Annotated in this window: 16 protein-coding genes and 1 pseudogene; 9 read left to right on the forward strand and 8 right to left on the reverse strand. The window is 41.8% G+C overall.

All coding sequences use genetic code 11. The features are described 5' to 3' along the window. Positions 1-156 precede the first annotated feature (156 nt). Together PL9631_RS22770 and PL9631_RS22775 are read left to right on the forward strand one after the other, a co-directional pair. Positions 157-813 (forward strand): peptidoglycan-binding domain-containing protein, encoded by a 657-nt coding sequence (locus PL9631_RS22770; protein ID WP_083623911.1) that lies wholly within the window; start codon positions 157-159, stop codon positions 811-813. A gap of 327 nt (positions 814-1,140) precedes the next feature. Further along, positions 1,141-1,860 carry a transposase gene (locus tag PL9631_RS22775; RefSeq protein ID WP_269321674.1) on the forward strand — a complete coding sequence of 240 codons (720 nt, stop codon included), beginning with the start codon at positions 1,141-1,143 and terminating at the stop codon, positions 1,858-1,860. Positions 1,861-2,375: 515 nt separating this feature from the next. Here the strand turns inward: PL9631_RS22775 and PL9631_RS22780 are convergent. After that, positions 2,376-2,588 carry an FAD/NAD(P)-binding protein gene (locus tag PL9631_RS22780; RefSeq protein ID WP_083623912.1) on the reverse strand — a complete coding sequence of 71 codons (213 nt, stop codon included), beginning with the start codon at positions 2,586-2,588 and terminating at the stop codon, positions 2,376-2,378. 226 nt (positions 2,589-2,814) lie between these two features. Here PL9631_RS22780 and PL9631_RS22785 point away from each other — a divergent pair, with 226 nt between their 5' ends. Further along, on the forward strand, positions 2,815-4,899 hold the full coding sequence (locus tag PL9631_RS22785; protein ID WP_083623914.1) for a cation:proton antiporter domain-containing protein: 2,085 nt from the start codon (positions 2,815-2,817) through the stop codon (positions 4,897-4,899). 50 nt (positions 4,900-4,949) lie between these two features. Next, positions 4,950-5,294: a hypothetical protein gene (locus PL9631_RS22790; protein ID WP_083623915.1), complete on the forward strand. Its 345-nt coding sequence runs from the start codon at positions 4,950-4,952 to the stop codon at positions 5,292-5,294. Between the two features lie 183 nt (positions 5,295-5,477). Here PL9631_RS22790 and PL9631_RS22795 read toward each other — a convergent pair whose 3' ends face one another. Continuing rightward, positions 5,478-6,257 (reverse strand): amino acid ABC transporter ATP-binding protein, encoded by a 780-nt coding sequence (locus PL9631_RS22795; protein ID WP_083623916.1) that lies wholly within the window; start codon positions 6,255-6,257, stop codon positions 5,478-5,480. A 220-nt stretch (positions 6,258-6,477) separates the two neighbouring features. Here PL9631_RS22795 and PL9631_RS22800 point away from each other — a divergent pair, with 220 nt between their 5' ends. From PL9631_RS22800 to PL9631_RS22810, 3 genes are all read left to right on the forward strand, one after another. Beyond that, positions 6,478-7,560 (forward strand): hybrid sensor histidine kinase/response regulator, encoded by a 1,083-nt coding sequence (locus tag PL9631_RS22800; protein ID WP_083623918.1) that lies wholly within the window; start codon positions 6,478-6,480, stop codon positions 7,558-7,560. 17 nt (positions 7,561-7,577) lie between these two features. Further along, positions 7,578-12,764 (forward strand): PAS domain S-box protein, encoded by a 5,187-nt coding sequence (locus PL9631_RS22805; RefSeq protein WP_083623920.1) that lies wholly within the window; start codon positions 7,578-7,580, stop codon positions 12,762-12,764. A 133-nt stretch (positions 12,765-12,897) separates the two neighbouring features. Then, entirely contained in the window at positions 12,898-18,072 is a 5,175-nt protein-coding gene (locus PL9631_RS22810) for a nitric oxide synthase oxygenase (protein ID WP_083623921.1), read from the forward strand. Between the two features lie 60 nt (positions 18,073-18,132). Here PL9631_RS22810 and PL9631_RS22815 read toward each other — a convergent pair whose 3' ends face one another. Then, entirely contained in the window at positions 18,133-19,470 is a 1,338-nt protein-coding gene (locus tag PL9631_RS22815; RefSeq protein ID WP_197046473.1) for a CHASE3 domain-containing protein, read from the reverse strand. Positions 19,471-19,883: 413 nt separating this feature from the next. On the opposite strand from PL9631_RS22815, the gene PL9631_RS22820 reads away from it, so the two are divergent. Beyond that, a complete protein-coding gene (locus PL9631_RS22820; RefSeq protein ID WP_197046474.1) occupies positions 19,884-20,321 on the forward strand; it encodes a transcriptional regulator in 438 nt (145 codons plus the stop codon). 50 nt (positions 20,322-20,371) lie between these two features. On the opposite strand, the gene PL9631_RS22825 is transcribed toward PL9631_RS22820, so the two are convergent. Together PL9631_RS22825 and rlmN are read right to left on the reverse strand one after the other, a co-directional pair. After that, on the reverse strand, positions 20,372-21,589 hold the full coding sequence (locus PL9631_RS22825) for an amino acid ABC transporter permease (protein ID WP_083623924.1): 1,218 nt from the start codon (positions 21,587-21,589) through the stop codon (positions 20,372-20,374). Positions 21,590-21,676: 87 nt separating this feature from the next. Next, entirely contained in the window at positions 21,677-22,711 is a 1,035-nt protein-coding gene (gene rlmN / locus PL9631_RS22830; protein WP_083624326.1) for a 23S rRNA (adenine(2503)-C(2))-methyltransferase RlmN, read from the reverse strand. Between the two features lie 169 nt (positions 22,712-22,880). On the opposite strand from rlmN, the gene PL9631_RS22835 reads away from it, so the two are divergent. Beyond that, on the forward strand, positions 22,881-23,366 hold the full coding sequence (locus PL9631_RS22835; RefSeq protein ID WP_083623926.1) for a hypothetical protein: 486 nt from the start codon (positions 22,881-22,883) through the stop codon (positions 23,364-23,366). Here the strand turns inward: PL9631_RS22835 and PL9631_RS22840 are convergent. The 3 genes and pseudogenes from PL9631_RS22840 to PL9631_RS22850 all read right to left on the reverse strand — a co-directional run. Further along, positions 23,346-23,675 (reverse strand): annotated as a pseudogene (locus PL9631_RS22840) (IS701 family transposase); the annotation flags it as partial. The gene PL9631_RS22835 and the pseudogene PL9631_RS22840 sit on opposite strands and share 21 nt — an antisense overlap. A 37-nt stretch (positions 23,676-23,712) precedes the next feature. Further along, the gene (locus PL9631_RS22845) at positions 23,713-24,690 is read right to left on the reverse strand and encodes a Bpu10I family restriction endonuclease (RefSeq protein ID WP_083623928.1); all 978 of its coding nucleotides are present in this window, start codon (positions 24,688-24,690) and stop codon (positions 23,713-23,715) included. After that, on the reverse strand, positions 24,663-25,904 hold the full coding sequence (locus PL9631_RS22850; protein WP_083623930.1) for a DNA cytosine methyltransferase: 1,242 nt from the start codon (positions 25,902-25,904) through the stop codon (positions 24,663-24,665). Before PL9631_RS22850 ends, PL9631_RS22845 begins: the two co-directional genes overlap by 28 nt. Positions 25,905-25,972: the final 68 nt, after the last annotated feature.

A 25,972-nucleotide genomic window follows, 5' to 3' on the forward strand; every position in this document is an offset into this window, starting at 1 on the left:
GAGTTATTTTGTTAAGTTTTAATAAAAATTGCGGAAACAGTAAAATTGCTCTGGACGTTTATTGCTCACAAAGTTATAAATTAAGGGTCAGTAGTTGAACTTTAATCGGATTAACTGCTTGCAATTGAACTTCTTAATGCCTTAATCGAGGATTTTATGGATACTCTTGCTTACAATCATCTAGTTTCTGCCTATGAGTCCCCTCGCCAAACCCATTTCAACGGGGATTTGGTACTATTTCGATCTGTGAATTGGAGTAAAATATCAACGGCTTGCTGGGTGCCCATTGTCGCAACCGCCATTGGCTTGTCTGTACTCAGTGTCAGCCAACCCGCCAGTGCTGCCCTCTCTCGGGGTGATAGCGGTCATAGCGTTAAAAGTGTTCAATATGCGTTGCAGAATTACGGCTATTTTGGCGGCAGAGCAACGGGTTACTTTGGGTCGGTGACAAAACACGCCGTCATGGCTTTTCAAAGAGATTATGGCTTAACTGCTGATGGCGTAGTTGGCCCGGCAACGGCATCGGCCCTAGGGGTAGGCAGTTATCACAAACCCAAAAAACATCACTATAGCAATGCCAGTTATGGCTGTAGTCATAGCTGTGGTGGCGGTGGTTCTCTGTCCCGCGGCGATAGTGGCTATGATGTCAAAAAATTACAAAATCGTTTAGCCAACCTGGGTTATTTTCATGCTAACTCCACGGGTTACTATGGCAAATTAACCGCTAGTGCTGTTAAATCCTTTCAATATAACTGTGGACTCTCGGCTGATGGTGTTGCTGGCCCAGCAACCATGGCCGCATTAGGCATTTAGCTGCCTTTGTAGAGGCGTGCCACGGCGCGTCTCTCTACTTTCTCTCTCAGGACTTACGCAGTTACGCTATATATCCCTCTTTTATTACTACAGGAAGAGTAAAATAAGGAAGAGAATCCGCAAAGGCTGTGAAACATATGGGTACACCACATCGTCCACCTAGACCAACAGTCAAGTTTATAGATGATTATTAGACATCTCCGAAATAAAAATGGGGAGGGATACTTGATGGTAAAATTAGATTTTACCCCAAGGAGAGATGACTAAATTAAGAGGCTATCTGGACAAGAATCCCCAGCAAACAAAAAGGCTATTGTCGATGAACAAATCTTACTAACTCTAATTTATCTGCATCAGATGCCCACATTTCAAATGTTAGGGTTACAGTTTGAAGTGAGTGAATCAACAGCGAATGATATTTTCCATAACTGGATAAAAATCTTCAGAGAATTACTGCCAGCCAGTTTAGTTGAGCAAGTAAAAAAAAACGAGAGTGATTGGGAGTGGGTAGAAGAAATTCTGCTGGAATTTGAGTTAATAGTAGATAGCTATGAACAGCCCATGCAAAGACCAATAGACAACGAAGAGCAGAAAAAATATTACTCAGGAAAGAAAAAAACACATACGTTTAAAAATCAAGTCATTGTCATGCCGAGCGGGAAAGAAATAGTGGATGTAGCTGTGGGTTATACCGGAGCAACAAGCGATCTGAAATTGTGGAGAGAAAGAAGGGAGGAATTGGGGAATCATCAAAAATACAGGGGGGATAAAGCTTATGTAGGGGAAACAGCAATTAATACACCACATAAGAAACCGAGGAATCAAGAAATATCCCTTGAACATCGAGAAGAAAATCGGTTAAAAGCCAAACAAAGGATTGTAGTCGAACATTTAATAAGACTGATAAAAATTTATCGAGTTGCTTCCGAAAGATTTCGGTTAAAGAGCCAAAATTATGAAGCAGTAATCTTGACAGTATGTGGACTAATAAGATGGCGAATAGGAGCGATTGTATTATCATCTAAGAATTGCCCAGAATACTTTTGAAAAATGATTGAATATCAGAAATAAAATTCATTAATTATTATTAATGTAACTGAAAAAGCCTATGAATCCGTTACTTTAGGAGAACCCGGCACAGGAGTGCTAGAGGCTCAAAAAGTAGCGATAGAGGGCGTTTGAGGATTTTCGGAGATGTCTAATGAATTTAAACCATTTTATTCTTCTGGATGAATTAGCTGATTTACTACCTGCTTAATTCGGAGACTGACAAAAGAGGGATATATATAGCCTGCTTGCGTAAGTCCTGTCAAATAGGATTGCTATAAAATTGTTAGATTCAGTTTAACAATTCTGTTGCTAAATTTTCTGCTTGTTCTCGAATTTCTCGGACTGCGGTGGTTTCCCAGCGACATCCTTTGCAAGTTGTCCCTAAAGTATATAAGTTTTGAGAAATTTCACCTTTTTGATCAATTAATGCTCAAGTTTTTGTGACATCTAAACCTAAATTTAATGAGTCAGAACGAATTAAATCGCTGGGTGTTTTATTAATAGCGATCGCTTCATCTAAAACCCGATACAAAAGAACTCATTTTTCCAGCCGAAACATTGAGTAAATGATGATCCGAAGGAGTGCTATAGGCAATCCCTTCTCCTAATTGATTTCTCTGTTCTATTAAATAAATATTTACAGGATAGGTGGATTTTTCGAGGAGATGAATTGCTACCATCACCCCACTAAAACCTCCTCCAATAATTGCTATTTTTTGAGCCATAATTAGGAGTTAATTGTGATAATTAATGCTTAGACAGTTATAAAAATCAACTGCCCTCTTTTGGGTATGAAAGCAGTTGATAGGCTGAGTTTTAATTGGTTTGTATTGCAAGTGAATTGTAATTCATTTAAGATGTCAAGCCCTAAAAACTCATCTATAGATAGAATCGCCCGGCTTCTAAAAGAGTTAGGATGTCAACTGGTTAAATCCCTAGGAAATAATAATTATGGAAAACTTTTGGCAATATTGGGGACGTTTAGAATACAATTTCCACCCACCAATTAGCGCCCCAATTCTGGCCCAGCTATCCGAACCTGTTAGAGATCCCGTTGCCGTATTTCTGATTATTTTGGCAATTATGTTAGTTGCGCCGTTGCTATTTGAACGGTTAAAAATGCCTGGAATTATCGGTTTAATTTTAGCTGGGGTGGTGGTTGGCCCCCACGGATTAGGGTTACTGGCCCGCGATCGCACCATTGAACTCCTCGGGACAGTGGGATTGCTATTTCTAATGTTTCTGGGGGGTTTAGAAACCAGCCTGGATGACCTCAAACGCAACGCCGACAAATCTGTGGTTTTTGGTTTAGCCACCTTCTGCCTACCGATGATTATTGGTACAGGAGCCATGTTATCCATCGGATTTAGTCCCTTAGCCTCGATCCTCGTCGCCTCCTGTTTGGCTTCCCACACCCTGGTGGCTTTGCCCGTTCTGGGTAAACTGGGAATTATGCGAAGTCAGCCAGTGATGGCGACTTTAGGAGCAACCCTAATTACCAACGTTCTGGCATTATTGGTACTAGCAATCATAGTTAAAGCCGATCAAGGGAGACTCACCGCCAGTTTTTGGCTCCTACTTATTCCCTCTTTAGCCATCTATACCTTTGCCACCCTGTGGGGAATTCCCCGACTCGGCCGTTGGTTTTTCCGCCGCTTCGGACACGATGAAAGCGCCGAGTTTATATTTGTTTTGGCAGCTTTATTTGTGGCGTCCTATATTGCTGGATTAATTGAAATTGAGCCGATTGTCGGAGCTTTTTTAGCCGGGGTTGCCATTACCTCCCTCGTCCCCCAATTGAGTCCATTAATGAATCGGATTCAGTTTATTGGCAATACCCTATTTGTCCCCTTCTTCCTGATTTCCGTGGGAATGCTAGTTGATCCTTTGATTTTAGTGAAGGAACCTCGAGGGATCATGGTTGCAGTGGTGATCCTAATAGCGGAACTCGTGAGTAAATTTTTAGCCGCTTGGGGGCCGGGTAAACTGTTTGGTTGGAAGTTCCCCAGTGTGATGGTGATGTTCGGAATGTCCATGGCCCAGGCAGCTTCAACCCTGGCAGCCATTACGGTGGCCTTAAAAATTAATCTGGTGGATGAGTTAACCGTCAATGGCATTATCGTGATGATTTTGGTGACTTGTGTGGCTTCCCCCTTAATTACAGCCCGTTGGGGGTCAAAGGTTTCATTAGAAGCAACGGAGGTGAAGGAGGTTGAAAAAAGTCGGCTGAGTGCCGTGGGCGACACCTTCTCCGTCAGTGATCGGATTTTAGTACCTGTGGCTAACCCCAATACCGAAGATAATCTATTGCAACTGGCACTAATTCTGGCAAAAAGTGGTGGGGGGACACTGTTACCCCTGCATATTATTTCTGACCAAACCCGGCCTATTCCATCAGGGGCGAAGGTGCGACAGGAACAATTATTGGCAAAGGCGGAGATGGTCGCCCATGCGGCAGTGACTTCGGTGGAAACCATTGGTCGAGTTGATAATTCGATTGGAATGGGGATTGTTCGCAGCGCAGAAGAACGGAATGCTACTTTGATTGTTTGTGGTTGGAAAGGATATTCGACCTATCAGGAGAACTTTTTTGGCGGGATGATTGACATGGTGGTGCGCTTGGCAACTATCCCGGTGTTAATTACTCGTTTTCCCCAACCCCTTAAAAATACCCAGCGAATTTTGTTCGTGGTCGGGGAAATTGATATGACCTCTTGGGCTTTCCGGGAAACCTTTAGCTTGGCTCAAAGTCTATCGGGAGAGTTGAAAGCCACGTTACAGGTTTTACAGGTGCTTTGGGATCAAAAACCCCGGGCTTCAGGGTTGGAATTAACCGGGGTTAACGGTCAGGTTCCGGTGGAACAAATTCGGGGGAATTTCGTAGCTAAACTTTCTCAGTTTCTGAAAGTTGATGATTTGGTAATTGTCATGGCAAGTAGCCATCGTTTAGGACAACCAACTTTAGGAAAAGATCCAGAAACGATCGCTCGCCTACATCAACAAACCTCTTTGTTAATTGTTCATTTTCCCACTTAAGCTAGAATTGAAGGCAATTGCTTAATCCACCTCTAAAATTATTCATCTCAATGTTGAGTTCTTTTGATTTCCGTCGTTTCCAGCCTCTAATTCTGTTAGTGCTCGGTGCTGGTTTTTTCATTCCGGCTAATCGGGCATTATCCCTAACGAATGAAGAAGCTCAAGCCTTTAGTACCGAATACATGAAAGGCTGTTTGCAAGGAGTTAGTCAGTTTAGTCTTGATCCCGAAAAAGGAGAACAGTATTGTCGTTGTACCCTGAATAATTTGTTACAACTTCCAGATGAAAAATTGAAGTCTTTAGGACAGTTGACCGAAGAACAAATTAGACAAGATTCAGGGATTAAAAATGCGTTTAATAATTGTCTATCTACTTATATTCAAACGGATCAATAGGTAGAAGACTTTTACAGGACTTACGCAAAACAACCATATCTAGTAGGGGCGAACGGCCGTTCGCCCCTACAGATGGTGTATAATTGGGTATTCTGCGTAAGTCCTATTTTAGTAATTTTATCCAGGTCTAAAATTATTACCAGCAGGGGAAATTGATCAACTTCCCCTACCGTTATTCAATAATTAAAGAATTTGAGACAAAAACTTTTGCGTACGTTCTTCTTGAGGATTGGTAAAAAATTCTTCCGGGGTTGCTTCTTCGACTAATATTCCATCGGCCATTAACACAATTCGATCCGCCACTTCCCGCGCAAATCCGACTTCATGGGTGACACAAACCATTGTCATTCCCGACTCGGCTAAAGTTCGCATCACGTCTAAAACTTCTCGCACCATTTCCGGGTCTAGGGCGGATGTGGGTTCATCAAATAACATGATTTTAGGCTGCATCGCTAAAGCTCTAGCGATCGCAACCCGTTGTTGTTGACCGCCGGATAATTGACCTGGATATTTTTTTGCCTGTTCTAAAATCCCAACTCTTTCTAATAATTGTAAGGCTACTTCTTCGGCTTTCGCCTTCGGCCAACGTCTGACCCAAATCGGAGCTAAGGTGACATTTTGTAAAATACTTAAATGGGGAAATAAATTAAACTGTTGAAACACCATTCCCACTTCTTTGCGAATTTCTTCAATATCTTTTAAATCGTGGGATAAATTAATTCCATCGATGACAATACTGCCCTGTTGAAATTCTTCTAAGGCATTAAATGTCCGAATAAAAGTTGATTTCCCCGAACCGGACGGCCCCATAATTACCACCACTTCCCCCCGTTTCACCGAAAGGCTAACCCCTCTAAGGACGTGGAAATTATTGCCATACCATTTATGTACATCGGTGGCAATAATGGCAATATCGACCGTCGGTGATTCAGTGGGTTGGGGATTAGGTTGTATTTGTGTCATGGCTTAAAATTGGGGTTCGTATTTAACTGTGGATTCATTGTTCTATAGATTATTATATGGTGTTGATCCCTAGGCACAATTCGGATGGTTTTTCGATTAACTACACCCTCAATCAGCAAGGACGGGGTTCTCTCTCCCCTCAGCAAGCCTCCGAATTCCTTCTGAATCTGATGTTCAGAGTTATAATTAAGACTATGTTAAGTGCTTGAGGGAACCACAATTGAATCAGCCTTCTATTTTAGTGGTCGATGACCAACCTCGTAATTTTGATGTGCTGGAATCACTGTTAAGCGATCATAATTATGAGTTACACTATGCTTCCAGTGGACAGGAAGCCCTCGAATCCCTAGAAATCATCCCACTGGATCTAATTTTATTAGATGTGATGATGCCAGAAATGGACGGGATTGAAGTTTGCTCCCGGATTAAAGCCAATCCCCAATGGCAGTCAATTCCGATTATTATGGTGACGGCATTAACAGAGAAAGAAGACCTGGCTCTATGTTTAAGTGCCGGTGCTGATGATTTTTTGAGCAAACCCGTTAATGGTCTGGAACTTCGCGCTAGAGTTCATTCGATGCTACGGATTAAGCAACAATACGACAATCTACAAACCCTGCTGAAATTGCGAGAAGATCTGGTCAATATGTTAGTTCATGATCTTAGAAATCCCCTAGCTGGGATCTTGTTAGGATTGGATATGTTGACCTATCCCAAGCTATCACCAGAGGCAAAACAAGAGAAAATAGTTAAAATAAAATTATCAGGGCAAAAGTTATCGGGCTTAATTGATGATTTATTGCTGATGGCGAGGATAGAATCGGGTAAAATTGCTCTCGATATCAGCCCAGTTGATCTGGGAAATATGCTGCGGGAATTGGTTAAAGATTTTGAATTTAACGCCTCTCAAAAAAAGATTGAAATCATCACCCAAATTCCTGATTTTGATGGCACGATTAAGATAGATCAAGCGATGTGTCAGCGAGTTTTAGATAATTTACTCTCTAATTCTATTAAGTTCTCTCCCCAAGAAAGTCAGATTATCGTCAGTGCTGAATATCTCCCCGAAGGAGGGACAAAAATTAAAATTGCTGATTATGGGCAAGGCGTACCCGATAATTTAAAACAATGTATTTTCGAGAAATATGAAATTGGGACTCTGATGCAAGGTGTCTCTCAAATCGGATTGGGATTAGCTTTTTGTAAAATGATTGTCGAAGCTCATGGTGGCACAATTATCGTTGAAAATAATCAACCCCAAGGAGCAATTTTTGAAATTAGCTTGCCCAATAATATTACCTAACTAGCCTGATTCAGATCATGTTGACATCGTTGACATCGGCAAGTGCTATCACCCAAACGGAACTAAGATCTGCCATCGTGCGTAATCCCCTGATTGTTGCACCGGATACGACCGTTAGGGATGCGATCGCACAAATGAGTGGACTGCATACGGTTTGTTCGACGTCCACCACAGGCGATAACCGACCAGAGGAATTACACCTTGAAGCTCGGTCAAGTTGTGTCTTAATTGCTGAAAATCAGAAATTATTAGGCATTCTCACCGAAAGAGATGTGGTACGCCTGAGTACCGAGAAACGCTCCTTAGAGAGTCTGCTCGTCCGGGAGGTTATGGCCCATCCAGTTGTCACCCTCTATGAGTCGGCTTTTGCGGATTTGTTTTTGGCAATTAACCTGCTCAAACAGCACCGGATTCGCCATTTACCCATTCTCAACGACCAAGATCAAATAGTTGGACTGCTCACCCACGAAACCCTAAGACAAACATCCCGTCCGGCAGATTTATTGCGGTTACGTCTGGTCGCAGAAGTGATGATTGCGAATGTGGTGTCCGTGTCTCCTGATAGTCCCATATTACAGATCGCCGAATTGATGGCAAAGCATCGTGTCAGTTCCGTGGTGATTGTACAAGAACAAGATGGCCTATTTATCCCCATTGGCTTTGTCACCGAGCGAGATTTAGTCCAGTGTCAGGCATTAAACCTTGATTTAGAAACCTGTATGGCCGATCAGGTGATGAATATATCGGTTTTCCCAGTCAGAAAAGATGATTCTCTCTGGGTGGTGCAACAGATAATGGAACAACATTTGATTCGGCACTTGGTCGTAACGGGTGAGGAGGGTGAACTGCTGGGAATTATCACCCAGACCAGTATTTTACAAGCCCTCAACCCCCTGGAATTATACAAATTAGCCGAAGTTTTAGAACAGAAGGTATTACGGTTAGAAGCGGAGAAAATAGAACTCTTAACCCATCGGAATTTAGAATTAGAACGTCAAGTCGAAGAAAGAACGGCTATCCTCAAGGCAAAAGCCAAACAAGAGGAGTTAATCACTAATCTTGCCACTCAAATTCGTTCCTCTCTGAATTTGTCAGAGATTCTGAAGACAACGGTGGAACAAATCCGATCTCACCTCAATTGTGATCGGACAGTGATTTGGCAATTACAAACCGATAGCAGTGTAATCGTTGTCGCAGAAGCCAGCAGTAGTCAAGATGTTTATGATCTAGGAACACAGACTACTGACCCCTGTTTTTCGGATTGGATCGATGTCTATACTCACGGACGGGTTCGGGTAGTGCCAGATATCTACACCACTCCCATGACCGACTGCCATCGTCAGAGCCTAGAAGACTTGCAAATTCGGGCAAAAATTATTGTTCCTATTCTTCAAGGACAAACCCTATGGGGATTGTTAGTGGCTTCCGAAAGCAATAAGCCGCGTCAATGGTTGACAGAAGAAATTACCCTGTTACAACAACTGGCTACCCAAGTGGCGATCGCAATTCAACAAGCCACCGCTTACCAACAAATCGAAACCGAACTGGCAGAAAAACGCAAAATCGAAGCTGCCCTGATTGAGAGTCAAAATCGCTATATTACCCTGGCGGCTGCTGTTCCCGTTGGGATTTTCCGTACCGATACTCAGGGAAACTGCATTTATGTGAATACATCTTGGTGTTCCCTGACCGGACTCACCCCCTCGGAAGCCATCGGTGGGGGTTGGACTCAGGCCATACATCCCCAGGATCGAGACAAAATCGTCTCGGAGTGGTATTTTGCCGTTCATGAAAATCGTCCCTTTCAGTTGGAATACCGCTATCAACGCCCCGATGGTTTGATCACTTGGGTATTTGGACAGGCGATCGGAGAACGTGATATTAACGGGGAAATCATTGGTTATGTGGGCACGGCTACCGATATTACTGAACGTAAACAGGATTCTGAGATTCTGGAAAACTTGATTGAAGGTACATCCGCCGTCACCGGAGAAGACTTTTTCCCAGCCATGGCTGAACATATTAGCAAAGCCTTTGAACTTGATCGGATTGTAATTACAGAATTGCGTAACGGGGTCTTTTGTAAGTTAGTCGATTTCTCAAATCACCAATTTCAAGCTGATCATGTCAATGAAGATTTTGAAGAACTTTATGTTAAAAGTGATCTGGGTCTTGCCCTACAAAATCAAGCCGGGGAGTCTCTGGGCTATATTGCGATCTGGAATAAAACCCTGAAAAATTCATCCAATCTAGGCAAGATCATTGATATTTTACGGGTTTTTGCCACCAGAGCCGAGGCAGAAATAGAAAGACTCAGGGTAACGGAAGCTCTGCAACAACGGAATCAAGAGCTACGCCAGGCACAATCATCATTAGAAGAATTTAACCTTTCCCTGGAAAGCCTGGTGCGACAACAGACTAAGGAAGTCCTAAACCTCAATATTCTCCAAAAAGCCATTCTCGATGGGGCTGATTATTCTATTATTTCCACCGATCTTCAGGGGGTGATTCAGACCTTTAATGCTGGGGCAGAAAAAATGCTCGGTTATCGGGCAGAGGAGGTGATTGGTAAAGTCACCCCGGAAATTTTTCATGATCGCGCAGAAGTAGAAGCCCACGCTCAAGATCTCTCCCAAAAATTAGGTCAGACCCTGAAGCCTGGCTTTGATTTGTTGGTTTCTCGCAGCCAAAAAAGTTTGATTAATGAGAAAGAATGGACTCACATCCGTAAAGACGGGTCGCGCTTTCCTGTCTTGGTATCTGTCACCGCTTTACATGATTTACAAGGGAAAATTATCGGCTATTTAGGTATTGGTAAAGACATTACCCAAAGCAAACAAGCTGAACTGGAACGGGAAAAATTACTTCAAGAATTATCAGCCTTTAAACTGGGCTTGGATCAGGCTGCAATTGTGTCGATTACTAATATTCAAGGTGTGATTACTTATGTTAATGATCGCTTCTGTGAGATTTCTGGTTATTCCCGCGATCAACTGATCGGCAAAACCCATCGCCTGATTAATTCCGGCTACCATCATCCTTGCTTTTTTAAACAATTGTGGTGGACGATTATCCAAGGGAAGGTTTGGCGCGGTGAAATTTGCAATCGAACTAAGAATGGCGATTTTTATTGGGTAGACAGTACCATTGTCCCCTTTTTAGATGGCCAGGGAAAACCGTTTCAGTATCTAGGGATTCGCTTTGATATTAGCGATCGCAAAAAAATTGAAGCCGAATTAGCTAAGAGTGAAGCCCAATTCCGAGGACTGGTAGAAGGAGCAAACGATGTCATTTGGTCTTTTGACCTGGAGGGCTTATATACCTACCTTTCACCCCAATTCGAGACGCTTTTTGGCTGGAAACCTAGTGAATGGATGGGTAAATCCTTTGTGGATCTGGTTCATCCTGATGATTTGGAAATCCTGATTAAAAATAATCACCAATATATCCTAGCCGGGGAAATATCCCATAATCTTGAAATTCGACATCTTCACCGAGATGGTCATTATGTGTGGGTGAGAATTAGTGCGACAGCGATTAAAAATGAACAAGGAACAATAATTGGTCGTCAAGGAATTTTATCGGATATTAGCGATCTCAAACAGGCTGAAATTGGATTACAAGCGAGTGAAAATCGCTTCCGCCGTGTGTTTGCCTCTAATATTGTCGGCATGATGTTTACGGACTTTAGTGGGCAAATTATTGATGCAAATGATCGCTTTTTAGAAATTACTGGTTATAGCAGAGAAGATCTGAATAATCATCGGATTAATTGGGCAGCAATCACCCCTCCCGAACACATTGCCAATGATTATAAGGCGATGGAATATCTGAGACTTTACGGAGCAATTGATCCCTGGGAAAAGGAATATTATCGCCCTGATGGAAGTCGAATTCCTGTGCTGATTGGGGTAGCCCTACTTTCTGACAATCAAAACGATAGTAGTTGTGTTTGTGTGGTTGTGGATATTACGGATCGCAAACAATATGAAGTCCAACTGCAACAAACCAATCTGGAACTAGCCCGGGCGACCCGCATGAAAGATGAGTTTCTAGCGAATATGAGCCATGAATTACGAACTCCCTTAAATGCGATTTTAGGAATGTCGGAAGCTCTCCAAGAGGAAATATTTGGCCCCCTGAATCAAAAACAACATCAGTCAGTACAAACTATTGAAAAAAGTGGGATTCATCTCCTGGCATTAATTAATGATATTCTCGATGTTGCTAAAATTGAATCGGGCAAAATTGAACTCAACTGCACCCCTACCCCTATAACAGAATTGTGCGAGTCAAGTTTGATCTTTATTAAACAACAGGCCCTAAAAAAACGGATTTTAATTCAGACCGAAATTTCCCCTTATCTGCCTAATTTATTAATAGATGAACGGCGTATCCGTCAAGTTTTAATTAACTTACTAAATAACGCGATTAAATTTACTCCCGAAGGCGGTAGAGTCTCCTTAACCGTTACATTTGAATCTTCAACGGAAACCGCTTTAAGCAATCATTATATTAGTTTTGCCGTCACCGATACGGGTATTGGTATTACTCCTGAAAATCTCGCTAAACTGTTTCAACCCTTTGTGCAAATTGATAGTGCTTTAAATCGTCAATATGCGGGGACAGGTTTAGGTCTTACCCTGGTCAAAAAAATTGTGGAAATGCACGGTGGGGAGGTAGAAGTTAAGAGCACAATTAATCTCGGTAGTTGTTTTACCTTCCGTCTTCCTTGTCAAGATTTGCTGTTACTAACTCCTCAATCTTCCCAGGAAACCGCAATCAATTTAGATCCAAATTCTACAACCCAAGTCTTAGAAAAATTTCCTGTAATTCTGTTAGCAGAAGATCATGAAGCTAATATTATTACTATCTCTCGTTATCTGAAGGCGAAAGGATACCAAATCATCTTAGCGGAAAATGGTCAAGAGGCAATTGATCAGGCTAAATTACACAAGCCAGATTTAATTTTAATGGATATTCAGATGCCTATTATGGATGGTTTAGAAGCAATTCAACGGATTCGTGAGGACAGCGATCACAAACTAGCTAATATACCCATTATTGCCCTCACAGCCTTAGCAATGACCAGCGACAAACAAAAATGCTTAGAAGCAGGTGCAAATGACTATTTGACTAAACCTGTTAAACTCAGTCAACTCACAAGTACAATTCAACAAATATTAGCCCAAGGGAAAAACTAATCAATATGTTATCTATTTACCTCGTTGAGAAATATAAAGAGACTTTTATCGAATTAGCACCGGATTTTGAGATAGATTATATAAGGATGTTGCACAACTGTCCTAGTTCCAGTCCTCGTTTACCGCTATCAAGATGCACGATCTTCAAACCCTGAACACTCAACGAATTCTCCATCTCACTGAAGTTTCTGCAACGGACTTGCCCATTGCCAACCGATACAAGTATAAGTGCCGAGTGCAGGTCATTTCTAATGAGGGGGAGACTGGACTACAAAAAGATCTATTGGCTCGAATGCAGCCCAACTGGTTAGTGGATTTGAAGAATCAGGGAGACTGCACCATTGCCATTACCCTATGTTATCGGGAAGGAGACATGACCCATCCCTGGCAAGATGCGGGAACCGTGACATTTGGGACGGAAAATTGTTTCAATGGCGATCGCAATGCGGAACTGGAATTTCCCATCACCACCTGGGAACAAGCACCCAAGTTAAACTTGAAAGTACGCCTCACCCAAAGTAGTAGCCAGGGTAGTAGTAGCACCGTTACCGTATGGAATCGGCAAAAGCAATCTCGTCGGCATACCCCATTAGAAAAGGTGGGCGTTGAACTTCCCCAACCTGCTACCCTCACACCCCAGGACGAGGTAATTATCAAAGACATCTGGAATAAGTTGCGGGCGTGGAAAGAGTTACAAATGGAAAAATTCCTCAAGCGTCTGTTGCTAGAAGAACCAGAACTTGAGTATTTGTTTGGGGAAGCGATCGATAGTATTAGCGACTTTTTCTATGAGTTGTTCGACTGTGCCATTCACCAACTCCAACCCGAAACTCAAGTGATTGTGGGTGAACCTTTGATGGGTGTTCCCCCAGAAGGCGAACATGGGTTTAAAACCATTGCCGAATATGGGAATTTCTTTGCCGATGCGGGACTGCGCCCGGAACATTGGATCAAAGCCCGCCAGGTGTGGATGTGGATGTTGCCGTCCATTCCCTATTTAGAAGAATATGATCGGGAAGATTTAATGCAAGGGGAGAATTCGGCCCTCTACAAATTTTTTAATACTTATATTATTCTGCCTATGGTGGAAACCCTCCATCAGTATGAAGCCGCATTACCCCCGGAATTGTTACAGGAAATGGCAGCCTGCTGGGAGATCTTTAGCCAGAACAAGCAACAAATGGGGATGGAATTTTATCAAATTCTGTTTGAGAAATATCCCTTTGTCTTGCCTATTTTTGGACGGGCTGATATGGATTATTTATCCTTACATTTATTCCAAGCCCTAGAATTTTTGGTACGTTGTCTGAGAACGGGTAGCAGTGATGAGATGTTGCAAGAACTCCGGTTTTTAGGACAGGTTCACAGCTTTGCCGACGTACCGACCTGTGCCTATCCGGCGATCTCAGAAACCCTATTTGTTCTGTTTGAACGGTACTTGCCCAACTTTACCCCCGAATTGCGTCAAGGGTGGCAGATCTTGCTTGATCGGATCATCAATGTGGTTAGAATGCCCATGGTCAATCAAGAACGGGTACTAAAAAAAGCCAAACAGTTTCTCAATTTGATTTCCTCTGAACAGGCTTGGGAAGTAGAGGATAGGGAACGTCGCTGGAAAGAAATTCAGGAGGAAGTCAAAGCCACGGGAACCTATACCCATACCTATGAAGAAGTCGCCTATGGGACTCAGGTGGCCTGGCGTAATGCTTCTAAATGTGTGGGGCGAATTGCTTGGAATAATATGGTGGTGCGCGATCGCCGTCATATCAGTGACCCCGATGAAATGTTCCGCGAACTTCAGGAACACGCCCAATTTGCGGCCAATGGGGGCAACCTACAAATCACCATGACGGTATTTCGACCCCGACAGCCGAAGGAACGCTGGGGGCCGAGGATTTGGAATTCTCAACTGTTCCGTTATGCCGCCTATCGGCAGCCCGATGGTAGTATTTTAGGCGATCCGGCGAATCTGGATCTCACCACTGCGATTATCAACTTTGGCTGGGAACCTCCCCAACCCTGTACCGCTTACGATATTCTGCCCTTGGTGATTGAGCTTCCGGGTCAAACTCCCAAGATGTATCACTGGAAACCGGAGGAAGTGCTAGAAGTGGAGATTGAACATCCCACCGTCCCAGAGTTCAAAGCCATTGGGATGCGTTGGTATGCTATTCCCGCCATTAGTAACTTCTCCGTTCATATTGGCGGGGTTCATTATGGCTGTATGCCCTTCAATGGCTGGTATATGGATACTGAGATTATGCGGGATTTCCTCGATGAGTACCGCTACAACAAAATTGAGGAAATTGCCCAGGTTTTGAAACTCGATACCAGTTCGGAACAAACGTTGTGGCGCGATCGGGCGGCTTTAGAACTGAATACGGCGATCCTCTATTCCTTCCAAAAAGCCAAGGTAACCATGGTAGATCACCAAACCGCCTCTCGCCAATTTCTCACCCATGACCTCCGGGAAAAGAAAGCCGGACGGGAATGTCCTGGGGATTGGGGTTGGGTGGTTCCGGCGGCGGGGGGGAGTGCCTGTCCGGTGTGGCATCACCAGATGCGAGATTTTTACCTGGAGCCCGCCTATCATCACGCAGCCGACCGTTGGGGCGTTGAAGACGGATTAGATTTGGAAAAACTCACGGTTGTTGCCGATGAGCAGGGCGATAAACAGGATCGGATTTTGATTTTGTATGCCTCAGAAACCGGAACGGCGGAAGGTTTTGCCCGGAAAGCCGCCCGTCAACTCAGTCGTTACCGTCCGCAGGTGATGGCACTGAATGAATATAACACCGATACTCTGGCATCGGAAAAGCTGTTATTGGTTGTGACTTCGACCTTTGGCAATGGGGAAATGCCCAGCAACGGGAAGCGATTTCTCCAATGGTTACAACAACAGCCCCGGGCCTCCCTCAACGGTCTGAGTTATTCGGTTTTGGGGATTGGCAGTACGGTGTATGAACAGTTCTGTGCCGCTGGGGTTTCCGTCGATAAGGCACTGGCAAAAGCCGGGGCAAACTGTATTGTACCGATACATAAAGCCGATGAAATTAAAGGACAGGCTGATACCTTTAAGCAGTGGTTGGGTTTAGTCTCCCGTGTCATGGGTGAAGATACCACTTCTGCTAGTACCGCCACCGATAGCCCTAAACTCACCGTGACGTTTCTGGCTGAAGCCCTACTCGCCCCCACCACCGGGGAACGGGGTATGGCGGTTCCCCTGGTTGCCAATCAAGAACTCCTGCAAGAAGTGGTTGCTGGGAGTCGTTCGACCCGCTTAATTGTCTTTGACTTGACCGATACGGATCTGCAATATGAAACCGGGGATCACGTGGCGGTGTATCCTGCTAATCCCCCGGAGTTGGTGCAGCGATTGTGCGATCGCCTGAATCTCAATGCTGACAGTTACTTCACGGCTGAATATAGGACTGCTAGTGGGGAAGCGTTAGACGATCAAACCCCCGTTACCGTTCCTAATACGGTTAATCAAGTCCTATCTGAAGATCTGGATCTGGCATTGCGCGAACCCTTGAGCGAGTTACTCGCCTATCTCTATTCTGTGGTGCAGAACCCCCAGGAAAAATATCGCCTGGAAACCTGGTTAGAAATTCTACGCCAGGGGGATGAAAACGCCGATAGCATCGCCCTCAAGAAGAACCTTATGGATAATTTGATGAGCGTGGTGGATCTGCTGGACGAATTTCCTTCGGCTTCGATTGAACTGGCCCCCCTGCTGGAACTGTTACCCAAGCAAAAACCCCGGCTTTATTCTATTTCCTCCTGTCCCCTGCTCCATCCCCGACGAATTCAAATCACCGTGGGTGTGCTACAAGTGACAACCGATGCGGGGAAAGTGCGTCAAGGACTGTGTTCTAATTATCTGGCTGGACTGCAACCGAGTTCCTCGGTGAGAATCGGGGTTCTAACCTCTGCTTTCCGCCCCCCGACGGACTCCCAGGCTCCGATTTTGATGGTGGGGCCAGGAACGGGGGTGTCTCCTCTAATTGCTTTCCTGCAACATCGGGAAGCGTTACAAAACCAAGGAATCAGCTTGGGTGAAGCACACCTTTATTTTGGCTGTCGGAATCCTAGTGATTTTATTTATCAGGAACAGTTGCAAGTTTGGCGCGATCGCAACGTTCTTACCGGGTTAGAAGTGGCATTCTCGCGGTTAGGTGAACAAAAGCAATATGTACAGAACCTGATGGAACAGCAACCCGAAAAGATCTGGCAAATTCTCAGCCATCCCCAGTGTCATTATTATGTTTGTGGCGACGCAAAGATGGCGGATGATGTGTTTGCGGTGATGATGGCGATCGCGAAACAGCAAGGAAAACTCACCCATACGGAAAGTGTCCTATTCTTCGACCGGATGAAGCAAGAAAAACGCTTCTTTACCGATGTTTGGGGGGTGCAGTTGAACTTTAAGGAAACCATTAGTCAAGTCCAAAAAGACAATTATTCTAAAGCCGAACTCTGGCTGAATCGCATTAAAGATTCTGTAGATGCTTACAACCCAGAGTCAAACCCCATCTTTTACGAAACCCTCCAAAAGCATTTTCCCGGTGCTCTACCCATGCCCGCCTATGTGCAAATGACTTACGAGGCGTTGGGTGCTTACGGTTTTGATGACAAAAACACGATGGGAATGACCACACTGTGTCGAGATGAAATCACCGAGCCGTTTTCGGCGGAAGTGATCCGAACCTGGGGAGAATCGTTTAATTGCTCTAGTTTGGCGGGGTTTGTGATCATGGGCAAAACCGCTTTAGGTGCTGCGATTGACCATGTGCCGATTATAGATGACAAAAGGCGGTTTGTCTTTTATGCGATGCCTCACATTGCCATTTCTAAAGATGGGGAAGTGGGCAAAGTCTACCGCTATGGGATTCAAAAAGTTTCTCATGCTTGTGGTGCATTGGAGGTGATCGTTAAAGAACTGTTATCCGGTCAGATTAAGTTAGAGATGGATATGCAGGATGTCGAACAAACGATCGTTCGTCAAAAGATTCTGTCTGCTATTCGTTATGGAGACAAACCTGATTTAGTCGAAATTACCAAATTAGCCGCTCAAATTATCTCTAAAGATATCGAAAATCTGTTTAGTATTGTAGACAAATCGGTATTTCAATATGCCATTATGACTGCAATTGAAATTCACGGGCCCATGAATACAAACTGGGTTTATCCCCTAGAGTTTTATGTGGTGGGTAACGATATTCCGGGGGGGAAAGAACACCTGACGGTTTTCGAGGATGTCCAACAGGAGCAACAGTTGATCATGCAACCTAGTACAATCAGTTAGTTTAAACTGATTTTTAGATGGGGTGTAACACAATCTGTTCCCTAGCGCGTAGTGCTATAGTTACATTAAATCCGTGAGGATTTTTGCTACTTGATTGAGTTGTTGAGTGCTAATTTTAGTTTGACTAATCCCAGCAGCCGTCTCCCCTGCCCCTTGATTAATACTGTTGATCACCTCAACAATCTGCTGAATAGCGATATCTTGTTGCTTAATATTCATAGCGATTTGCTGTGAATTTAAGACCATGTTATTAACAGAAGATGATACTTTTTCAAAAGTTAAGACCGTTGTTTTAGCCATTTGCATGATGTCGTTTACTGTGTCAGTTCCTTCTGTTGTCACTTTAATCGTTGAATTAATGGAATTTTTAATCTCTTGTACAAGAACATTAATTTGGTAAGCAGAGTGTTTGCTCTGATCTGCTAGTTTACGGATCTCCGAAGCCACCACCCCAAATCCCTGGCCCTGTTCCCCTGCCCGTACTGCTTCAATGGCTGCATTTAACGCCAGGAGATTCGTCTGTATGGCAATATTGCTGACTAAACTGGAGATTGTGCCGATTTCAAGGGTCTGTTTTTCTAAGTCTTGGGTTTGCTGAACAATTCTCTCGGAATTGGTTTTTATGGCCGCAATTCCTTGTACAGAGAGTTCTACTGCTTGGTAGCCTTCCTGGGTCAATGACAATACTTGATTGCCACTGGCAGAGGTGGTTTCTGCTTGAGTTGCCATTTGCCTAGATGATGTGGCTAATTCATTGACCGTAGCGGTGGTTTGATTGACTGAGATTGATTGTTGATAGGTGATTCTTTCTTGTTCTTCGATGGTGGTGGCAATCTGGGAGGAACTAGCAGTAATATCGAGGGAGATTTTCTCGATGGGCTGTATGATTCCTTGTTGAATAAACCGAATGCTGATACCAATTAGTCCTAGGATAATAATAGTTCCGGTAAGTGTGGCAATCCTGGAAAATTGTTCTGCCTGTTGCAATTCTTTTTGTCGATCTTCGAGTAGCTGATTTTCGACTTGGTACATTTCAATAAGTTTGACTCTAATTTCATCCATTATTTTTTTTCCTTGGCCTGAGAGGACAAGGTTTCTTAACTCTTGCTCCTTATTACTCCGTTTGAGGTTAATCGTCGTAGTTAATTCATCAACTTTATCCTTGATTAATAACTCTATTTGATCTAATCTTTCAAGTTGTTCTGGATTATCTGAAATCAAGTTTTTTAATTCTATTTTTACGGAGTCTTGATTTTTAAGTCCCTCAAGATAGGATTCCAGAAATTCTTCCTTTCCTGTGAAAATAAACCCCCTCTGTCCAGTCTCAGCATCGACTAAAAATTTTTCTAATGATCTTATACGAATCTTGACTTCATTGGTATGGTTAACCCAATTCATTGTTCTGACTACAGCTTGACTGTTAAGGTAAAAAATCAGACTCAGTGTTAAATTAAGGAGAGCAATAGCTCCTAAACTTATGGGGATAACTAGCCCAAGTTTCCACCGGCTTTTTTGAAATTCTTTACTGATTTGCATAACCTGAATGTTTGCCTTCTCAATAATTTCAGCGACTTTATACTAAATTCAGTCATTAGGGAGGACTTTTCTGGATGTGACTAACATTAATAGAGGTTTAACCCTACTCTAAATTATAGAATCTTTGCTCAAGCTATTTGCAAATGTAACAAAAGTATGGAAATACAACCCAAGGAAATTAGGCGTTATGTTAGATTCGATGGAAAAATACCTTTTGATCAATGGTTTAATCGTTTGCGCGATCGCCAAGCTCAGTATAGAATAGACTTCAGAAAATGCTTAACAGTTTACCATACCAACCCTTTCTGATCTCACGACTTCAAGACCTGACCTATGCAGCAGGTTACATCGAAACTTGTTTACTAGAAACTTCTCCAGAACCGGAATTATTAAAACTGGTTTTAAGTGATATTTCTGAAGCATTAGCACCGCAAACTATGACCCCAGAAGAAGCTAAACAACATTTAGCAGAGTTGGACGAAGTATTATCAAAAACAGGACAGGAAGCAATTTATAGTTTAGGGTTTTGGCTAAAATCTTTAGGATTAAAATTATCTGTCAATGTATACCAACTAAACTCAAGTAAATTAGACTCACAAACTCCCGTTTTACAAGAATTATTATCTAACCCAAAAAAGAAGGATAAAATACAAAATATGCTTGAATTATCTGCATTATCATTTAGTCCGCGCAGGCGGACTTTGTTTGTGTAGCTGCGAATTCTATTCGCTATTCTATTCTATTCACCCCAAACAAAAAGGGTTTATTTATGCTCCGTATTCAATTGTTGTTCTAATTTTTGACTAGCTATAGACATCCCATAACAAAATATCCAATACAGAATCCCAACGAAAATATAAACTTCTAAATGTCGTCCTAAAAACTTAGGGTTGGCTAAAATAGACCGACTCATTCCTAATAATTCCATTAATCCCACAATTGACAGTAAGGTTGTATCTTGGAATAGGCTAATAAACTGACCGACAATTGAAGGAATTGCCACTTTTAAGGCCTGGGGTAAAACAATTAAACCCACCGTTAAAGGTGTATTTAATCCTAGGGCTTTAGCGGCTTCGGTTTGACCTCTGGGAATCCCCTGTAACCCCCCTCGGATGTTTTCGGCTAAATAGGCGGAACTAAACATAGTTAATCCAATAATAGCGCGTAAAATGCGATCGGGTCGCGCTCCTTCAGGCAGGAATAAAGGCAGTAGAATTTGCCCCATAAATAGAATTGTAATTAAGGGTAATCCTCGAATTATTTCAATATAAATCGTGGATAAAATTCGGATCACCGGTAAACTACTTTGTCGTCCTAATGCTAATAATATTCCGATAGGAAAACATAATAAAATACTAATAATTGACATCAATAATGTCAACATCAGTCCGCCCCATAGGTTGGTTTCGACTACTTTTAATCCCAGTCCACCGCCAATCAACCAAACACAAATTAATAGTAATAGAAACCAAGAAAATGGCAACCATTTTCCCAGTTCGGGTTGAGTATTTCCGATAGTTTTACCCCCCCAAGCCCCCGCTACCAATAATAATAGCATCACAATTAATAGCAAACGAAAGATAATGGGAGTAGGAGTAATAAATGCTAAAAATCCTGTGAATCCTATGCCAATTAAAATATTTTTACTCAATAAAATTCGGGTATTTCTAGCTAAAAATCCCCAGGTTATACCGGATAAAATAGCAATCATTCCTAACATAACCCACAATCGCCAATATTGATCCGGGGGAAAACGTCCGACAAAATAGAGGGGGAAGTTTGCGGGTATGACATTCCATTTCGCCGTCGTAAATGCCCAAGAGATAAACCCTGTTAACATTGACAATAACAGGGAACTAATTCCAATAGTAATTAGAGTATTATACCAAGTATTAAATAGATTGGTTTGTAACCATTCTTTTGTGCTTAAAGCCAGGGTTTCAGGACGTTGCTGGTTGGGTGGGGATTGTACAGAGGTCATTGTCAATCTATAGAGTATATTTTGGGTTTTAATTATAGCGGTATAGGGAAAAATATACCACTATAATCAAAATATACCCTGGAAAATCTAAGCCTGAGAAGCGCGTAATTGTCCACAGGCTGCATCGGCTTCCAACCCACGGGAATATCTCACACTCACGGCGATATGACGCTCTTTTAAGATATCCATAAATTCATTAATTCCTTGGGTATTGGGTCGTTTATAATCAACTTCTTGAATTGGATTATAGGGAATTAAATTAACATGACTTTGAAACCCTCTTAACTGACTGGCTAATTCTATGGCGTGTTCGGGTAAATCATTTAATCCGGCTAACAATATATATTCAAAACTAATTCTTCTTCCGGTTAATTTTACATATTCTCGACATTCTGCAAATAATTCTGATAGGGGATAAGTCTTGGCGCTGGGAATTAATTCTTCTCTAATATTTTGATAGGAAGCGTGTAAACTTACCGCTAAAGTCACTTGTAAATCATATTCGGCAAATTCTCGAATTTTCCCCCGTAAACCAACGGTAGAAACGGTGATCATTCGTTGTCCAATTCCCACATCTTGATTCAATGATTTAATCGCCGCAATCACGTTTTCTGTATTTAATAAAGGTTCTCCCATTCCCATAAATACGATATTACTAACTCGTCGTTGGAAATCTTCTTGCACTGTTAACACTTGGTCTATGATTTCATGGGGTTCTAAATTACGAGTAAAGCCGCCTTTTCCCGTCGCACAAAAATCACAGCCCATCGGACAACCTACCTGGGAAGAAACACAAACCGTTAAGCGTTTTTCGCTAGGGATTCCCACCGCTTCAATAATTTGACCATCGGCTAATTTTAATAAATATTTAATGGTTTTATCGGGAGCGATCGCCTTATAATGAATACTGGAGCGACCCATATTCACATCCCCAATAGTCTCGCGCCATTGTTTAGAAAATACCGTAATTTCCCCTATGGATTTCGCGCCTTTGTGATAAATCCAATCATATAATTGTCTTCCTCGATAAGCGGGTTGTCCCTGCTGTTGTACCCAGTCGGTGAGTTGTTCCAAAGATAACCCGAGTAGGGGAGTTGATGCCGAGTTTGTAGTAGTAATCATAATAGTTAATAATAACAAGTGGGTGTGAAAATCAATCAGAACAGGGCTGATCAATTATATTATATCTTATCCACGGGGTTTAGGAGGATATTTTTCAATTCTGAGTTTACAGGAAATATAAAATATTCTAAGATAAGTTTAACTTTTATTATTATGACATTAATTGGGTATGAGTGATCAACATATTCTGCAAGAAACCTTCGATTCCCTTCCCAAATTAGATTATATTCCCCTATTGGATACTATTCTAAAAGAACTTAAAACAACAAATACTCCCATTTTTGAACTTTCTGCCGATCAAAATCGTCTCCTGATTCGTGCTTATGATTTTGCTGATAAAATAGCAACTGAAAATAAAACCCTCAATCCCTTAACCCAAACCACCGGAATTCGCGCCGCTACCGTTAATTTTGAAGATCCTGCTAAATTCTGTGATAAAATTAGACAAATTCAAGAGTTATTAAAAGAAAAATTAAGTCTCGCTTGTCAACCTGAATCTCCTGAAAATATCCTAGTTAAAATTTGTAGTGATCTAGGAGAATTTGATCATAAAAAAGAGGATCTTCCCTTTAACTATGATTTCAAAAAACAATCCCCATTTACCTCCAAACGCCTAATGGGACTTAAACAAAAATCAAGCCCAAATCAAGCCTAAACTTGCTTTGTAGGCTGCAAATACATCCCTATTATGCTGAAGCCACTCCACAAATCGAAAAGAAATCGCTGTGCGAAAGGCTTCCAGGGCATCACCAAATGTGTTTAAGGGTTTGTTCGCCCATCGACGTCTTAATTCTCCGGTTAAACTATGCCAGAGAATAAAAGTATAGGCACAAAATACCAAAATCCAATGTCTGATTAGACTTCTTTTATCTGGGATTTGATATTCTTTCAGCCCCAACCAGCCTTTAGCTTCCCTGTAAAAAATTTCTATCCAATTTATTTGTGAATAGGTCGTTACTATCCACTGTCCTTTAGGCAGAGAGTGATATAAAGATGGATAGTTATTCATCAATAAGCCAGCCACGCTCTATACCTTGTTCAATTCCACCAGTCCAGTCTCTTATTAGATGGGTGCGTGTTTTATTAAATAGATGTTGAACAACTGTTGGGTTGATAGGATTTTTTTTATATGTTGCTTCATATCTAAATTCTCGATCAGTATTTTTTTGTTGACGGAGTACATAAATTTGATCCACTTTATATTTACGAAGATTAACATCACTGGTTAGTTTAATCCATTCCATCAGAACCATATACAAACTATTAGGATTTCTTGCTTTTAAATCCTCTGCTGCTCTGGATGAACCTTCAAGCATGGTTTTATCCAAATAGGTTTTACATTCAATCACAACCACTGGAATATCAAAAAGATGCGTTTCTGCATTACCTGTAACTGTAACTTCTGAATAGCTTTCTGGTTCTTCTTGAACAATTGTAAGCAATTCACCAGGAGTTTCATCTTGTTCCGCTGGGGTTGATGCTTCAAAAGATGCGTGAATTGTTGCTCCAATAACAAAATCATGATCTTTCTTCTCAATGCGTGCGTAAGGTCGCTTTAACATCTCTGAGTATTTAGGAGGAACAAAAAAAATATCTTTGAAAGTATGAGATTTTCCAATCAGAGCATTTGAGCCAAAATCCCTCGCTAAATCTTTAAATAAATAGTAAAGAAACTCTTCTAATACGGTAGAGTGAAGATTAGAGCGAGAATCGAATTTTTCAGCATAATGTTGCTTGTCTAAAAACTCTTTGTAATCGCATAGAAGTTCTACCCTTTTAACAATAATTTCATTATCCTCGTCCTTGAGTATTGAGGTGGGCCCAATCAATTTGAGATTGGCTGAGTGCCATTGATCATACTTAGTTCTAATCTCCTTGAGAAATTTTTTACTCTCAACATCCTTGTATTTTTCACGATTATTTTCTTTTTGTTTAAGATTGGAACCATGAACTAAAGGGTTTCTATCACTTGTGGGCATAGCTCTAATTTTTCTTTAAGATGCAGTGCAATTACTTTAGCCAGTAACGGAGGAACAGCATTACCAATCTGATTATACTGACAAAGGAACTTTTCATCAAATCTTTGCTCACGGTGTAATAACTTGTGGGATACAACCGTCTTTTTTCCTAAAAAACGATAGGTATCAGGAAAAGATTGAATCCGCGCTCCTTCCCGTGCTGTTAAATTGCGGTGTTGGAAAGGGTGAATAAAATTAGCATAGAATGAAGCAGTTATTGTATGAGATGGTTTATAAGGATACAAACGGCGATTATTTTGGTCATAACTTTTTCCCGATAACTCACCATTTCCGCTTCGACGCCTTGCCCCATATTCTTTAGACACATCAGCACTTGATTCACCCCATTTAATTTGTTTAAAGCGTTCTACAAGCCTTTGAGAGTGATCCATTGCTACATGATTGTAGAGAGTTTGACTATTCTTTCTCATCGAGACCTGATAGTCATTTTGCGCTTCTAAAATATAAGGCTGTTCCTCCTGACCTTCACGGGCATTCACAGGTGGTAAATCTGATATAGCATCCCATACAGTAAAAGCAGGAAATAACTTCTCATGGTCTAATATAGATAATTGAAAATGATTAAAATTTAATAGGCCTAAAGAATAGAGTTTAGGAGGGACCCCAATTTTTTTCCCCGTATTATTTCCAATAATAAAAACACGCTCTCTTATTTGAGGAACACCATATTCAGCCGCATTTAATAACCAAACTTCAACAAGATACCCCAATTCTTCAAAAGTATTTTTTATAATATCTATAACCTTTATTCCATCAACATTTTTCCGTGAGAGTAAGCCTTTAACATTTTCCATGACAAAAGCTTTAGGTTGCAGAAAACTAATCCATTGAGCGAAGTTAATAAATAAAGTATTTCTAGGGTCTTTAGGATCTTTTTGGGCTGGCCCTGCAATACTAAAACCCTGACATGGCGGCCCACCAATAATAATATCAGGTTTCAAGATACAAATTTCTTTAACCTGACTTTCGGTGTTAAAATCACGAATATCATACTGAATAACAGTCATATCAGGATGATTATAATGGAGTGTCTCACAAGCCCAAGCATCAATTTCTACTGATAACGGAATAGAAAAACCTGCCATTTTGAACCCTAAACCAAACCCACCTGCACCCGCAAACAAATCAACAGCAATAGGTTGTGCTAATGTCATAGACTTTTACTATTACTTGTACAATTTTAAATTCTAATAATACTTCATTAATTCCCATAAAAAACCCC

It is taken from the genome of Planktothrix paucivesiculata PCC 9631, assembly GCF_900009265.2.
GTDB lineage: Bacteria > Cyanobacteriota > Cyanobacteriia > Cyanobacteriales > Microcoleaceae > Planktothrix > Planktothrix paucivesiculata.

Coding starts and splice junctions, on each gene's coding strand:
- PL9631_RS22780 (WP_083623912.1), bottom strand. CDS start 2,588: ATGGCTCAAAAAATAGCAATTATTGGAGGAGGTTTTAGTGGGGTGATG.
- PL9631_RS22825 (WP_083623924.1), bottom strand. CDS start 21,589: ATGACCTCTGTACAATCCCCACCCAACCAGCAACGTCCTGAAACCCTG.
- PL9631_RS22850 (WP_083623930.1), bottom strand. CDS start 25,904: ATGACATTAGCACAACCTATTGCTGTTGATTTGTTTGCGGGTGCAGGT.
- PL9631_RS22790 (WP_083623915.1), top strand. CDS start 4,950: ATGTTGAGTTCTTTTGATTTCCGTCGTTTCCAGCCTCTAATTCTGTTA.
- PL9631_RS22795 (WP_083623916.1), bottom strand. CDS start 6,257: ATGACACAAATACAACCTAATCCCCAACCCACTGAATCACCGACGGTC.
- PL9631_RS22770 (WP_083623911.1), top strand. CDS start 157: ATGGATACTCTTGCTTACAATCATCTAGTTTCTGCCTATGAGTCCCCT.
- PL9631_RS22820 (WP_197046474.1), top strand. CDS start 19,884: ATGCTTAACAGTTTACCATACCAACCCTTTCTGATCTCACGACTTCAA.
- PL9631_RS22805 (WP_083623920.1), top strand. CDS start 7,578: ATGTTGACATCGTTGACATCGGCAAGTGCTATCACCCAAACGGAACTA.
- rlmN (WP_083624326.1), bottom strand. CDS start 22,711: ATGATTACTACTACAAACTCGGCATCAACTCCCCTACTCGGGTTATCT.
- PL9631_RS22785 (WP_083623914.1), top strand. CDS start 2,815: ATGGAAAACTTTTGGCAATATTGGGGACGTTTAGAATACAATTTCCAC.
- PL9631_RS22835 (WP_083623926.1), top strand. CDS start 22,881: ATGAGTGATCAACATATTCTGCAAGAAACCTTCGATTCCCTTCCCAAA.
- PL9631_RS22815 (WP_197046473.1), bottom strand. CDS start 19,470: ATGAATTGGGTTAACCATACCAATGAAGTCAAGATTCGTATAAGATCA.
- PL9631_RS22845 (WP_083623928.1), bottom strand. CDS start 24,690: ATGCCCACAAGTGATAGAAACCCTTTAGTTCATGGTTCCAATCTTAAA.
- PL9631_RS22810 (WP_083623921.1), top strand. CDS start 12,898: ATGCACGATCTTCAAACCCTGAACACTCAACGAATTCTCCATCTCACT.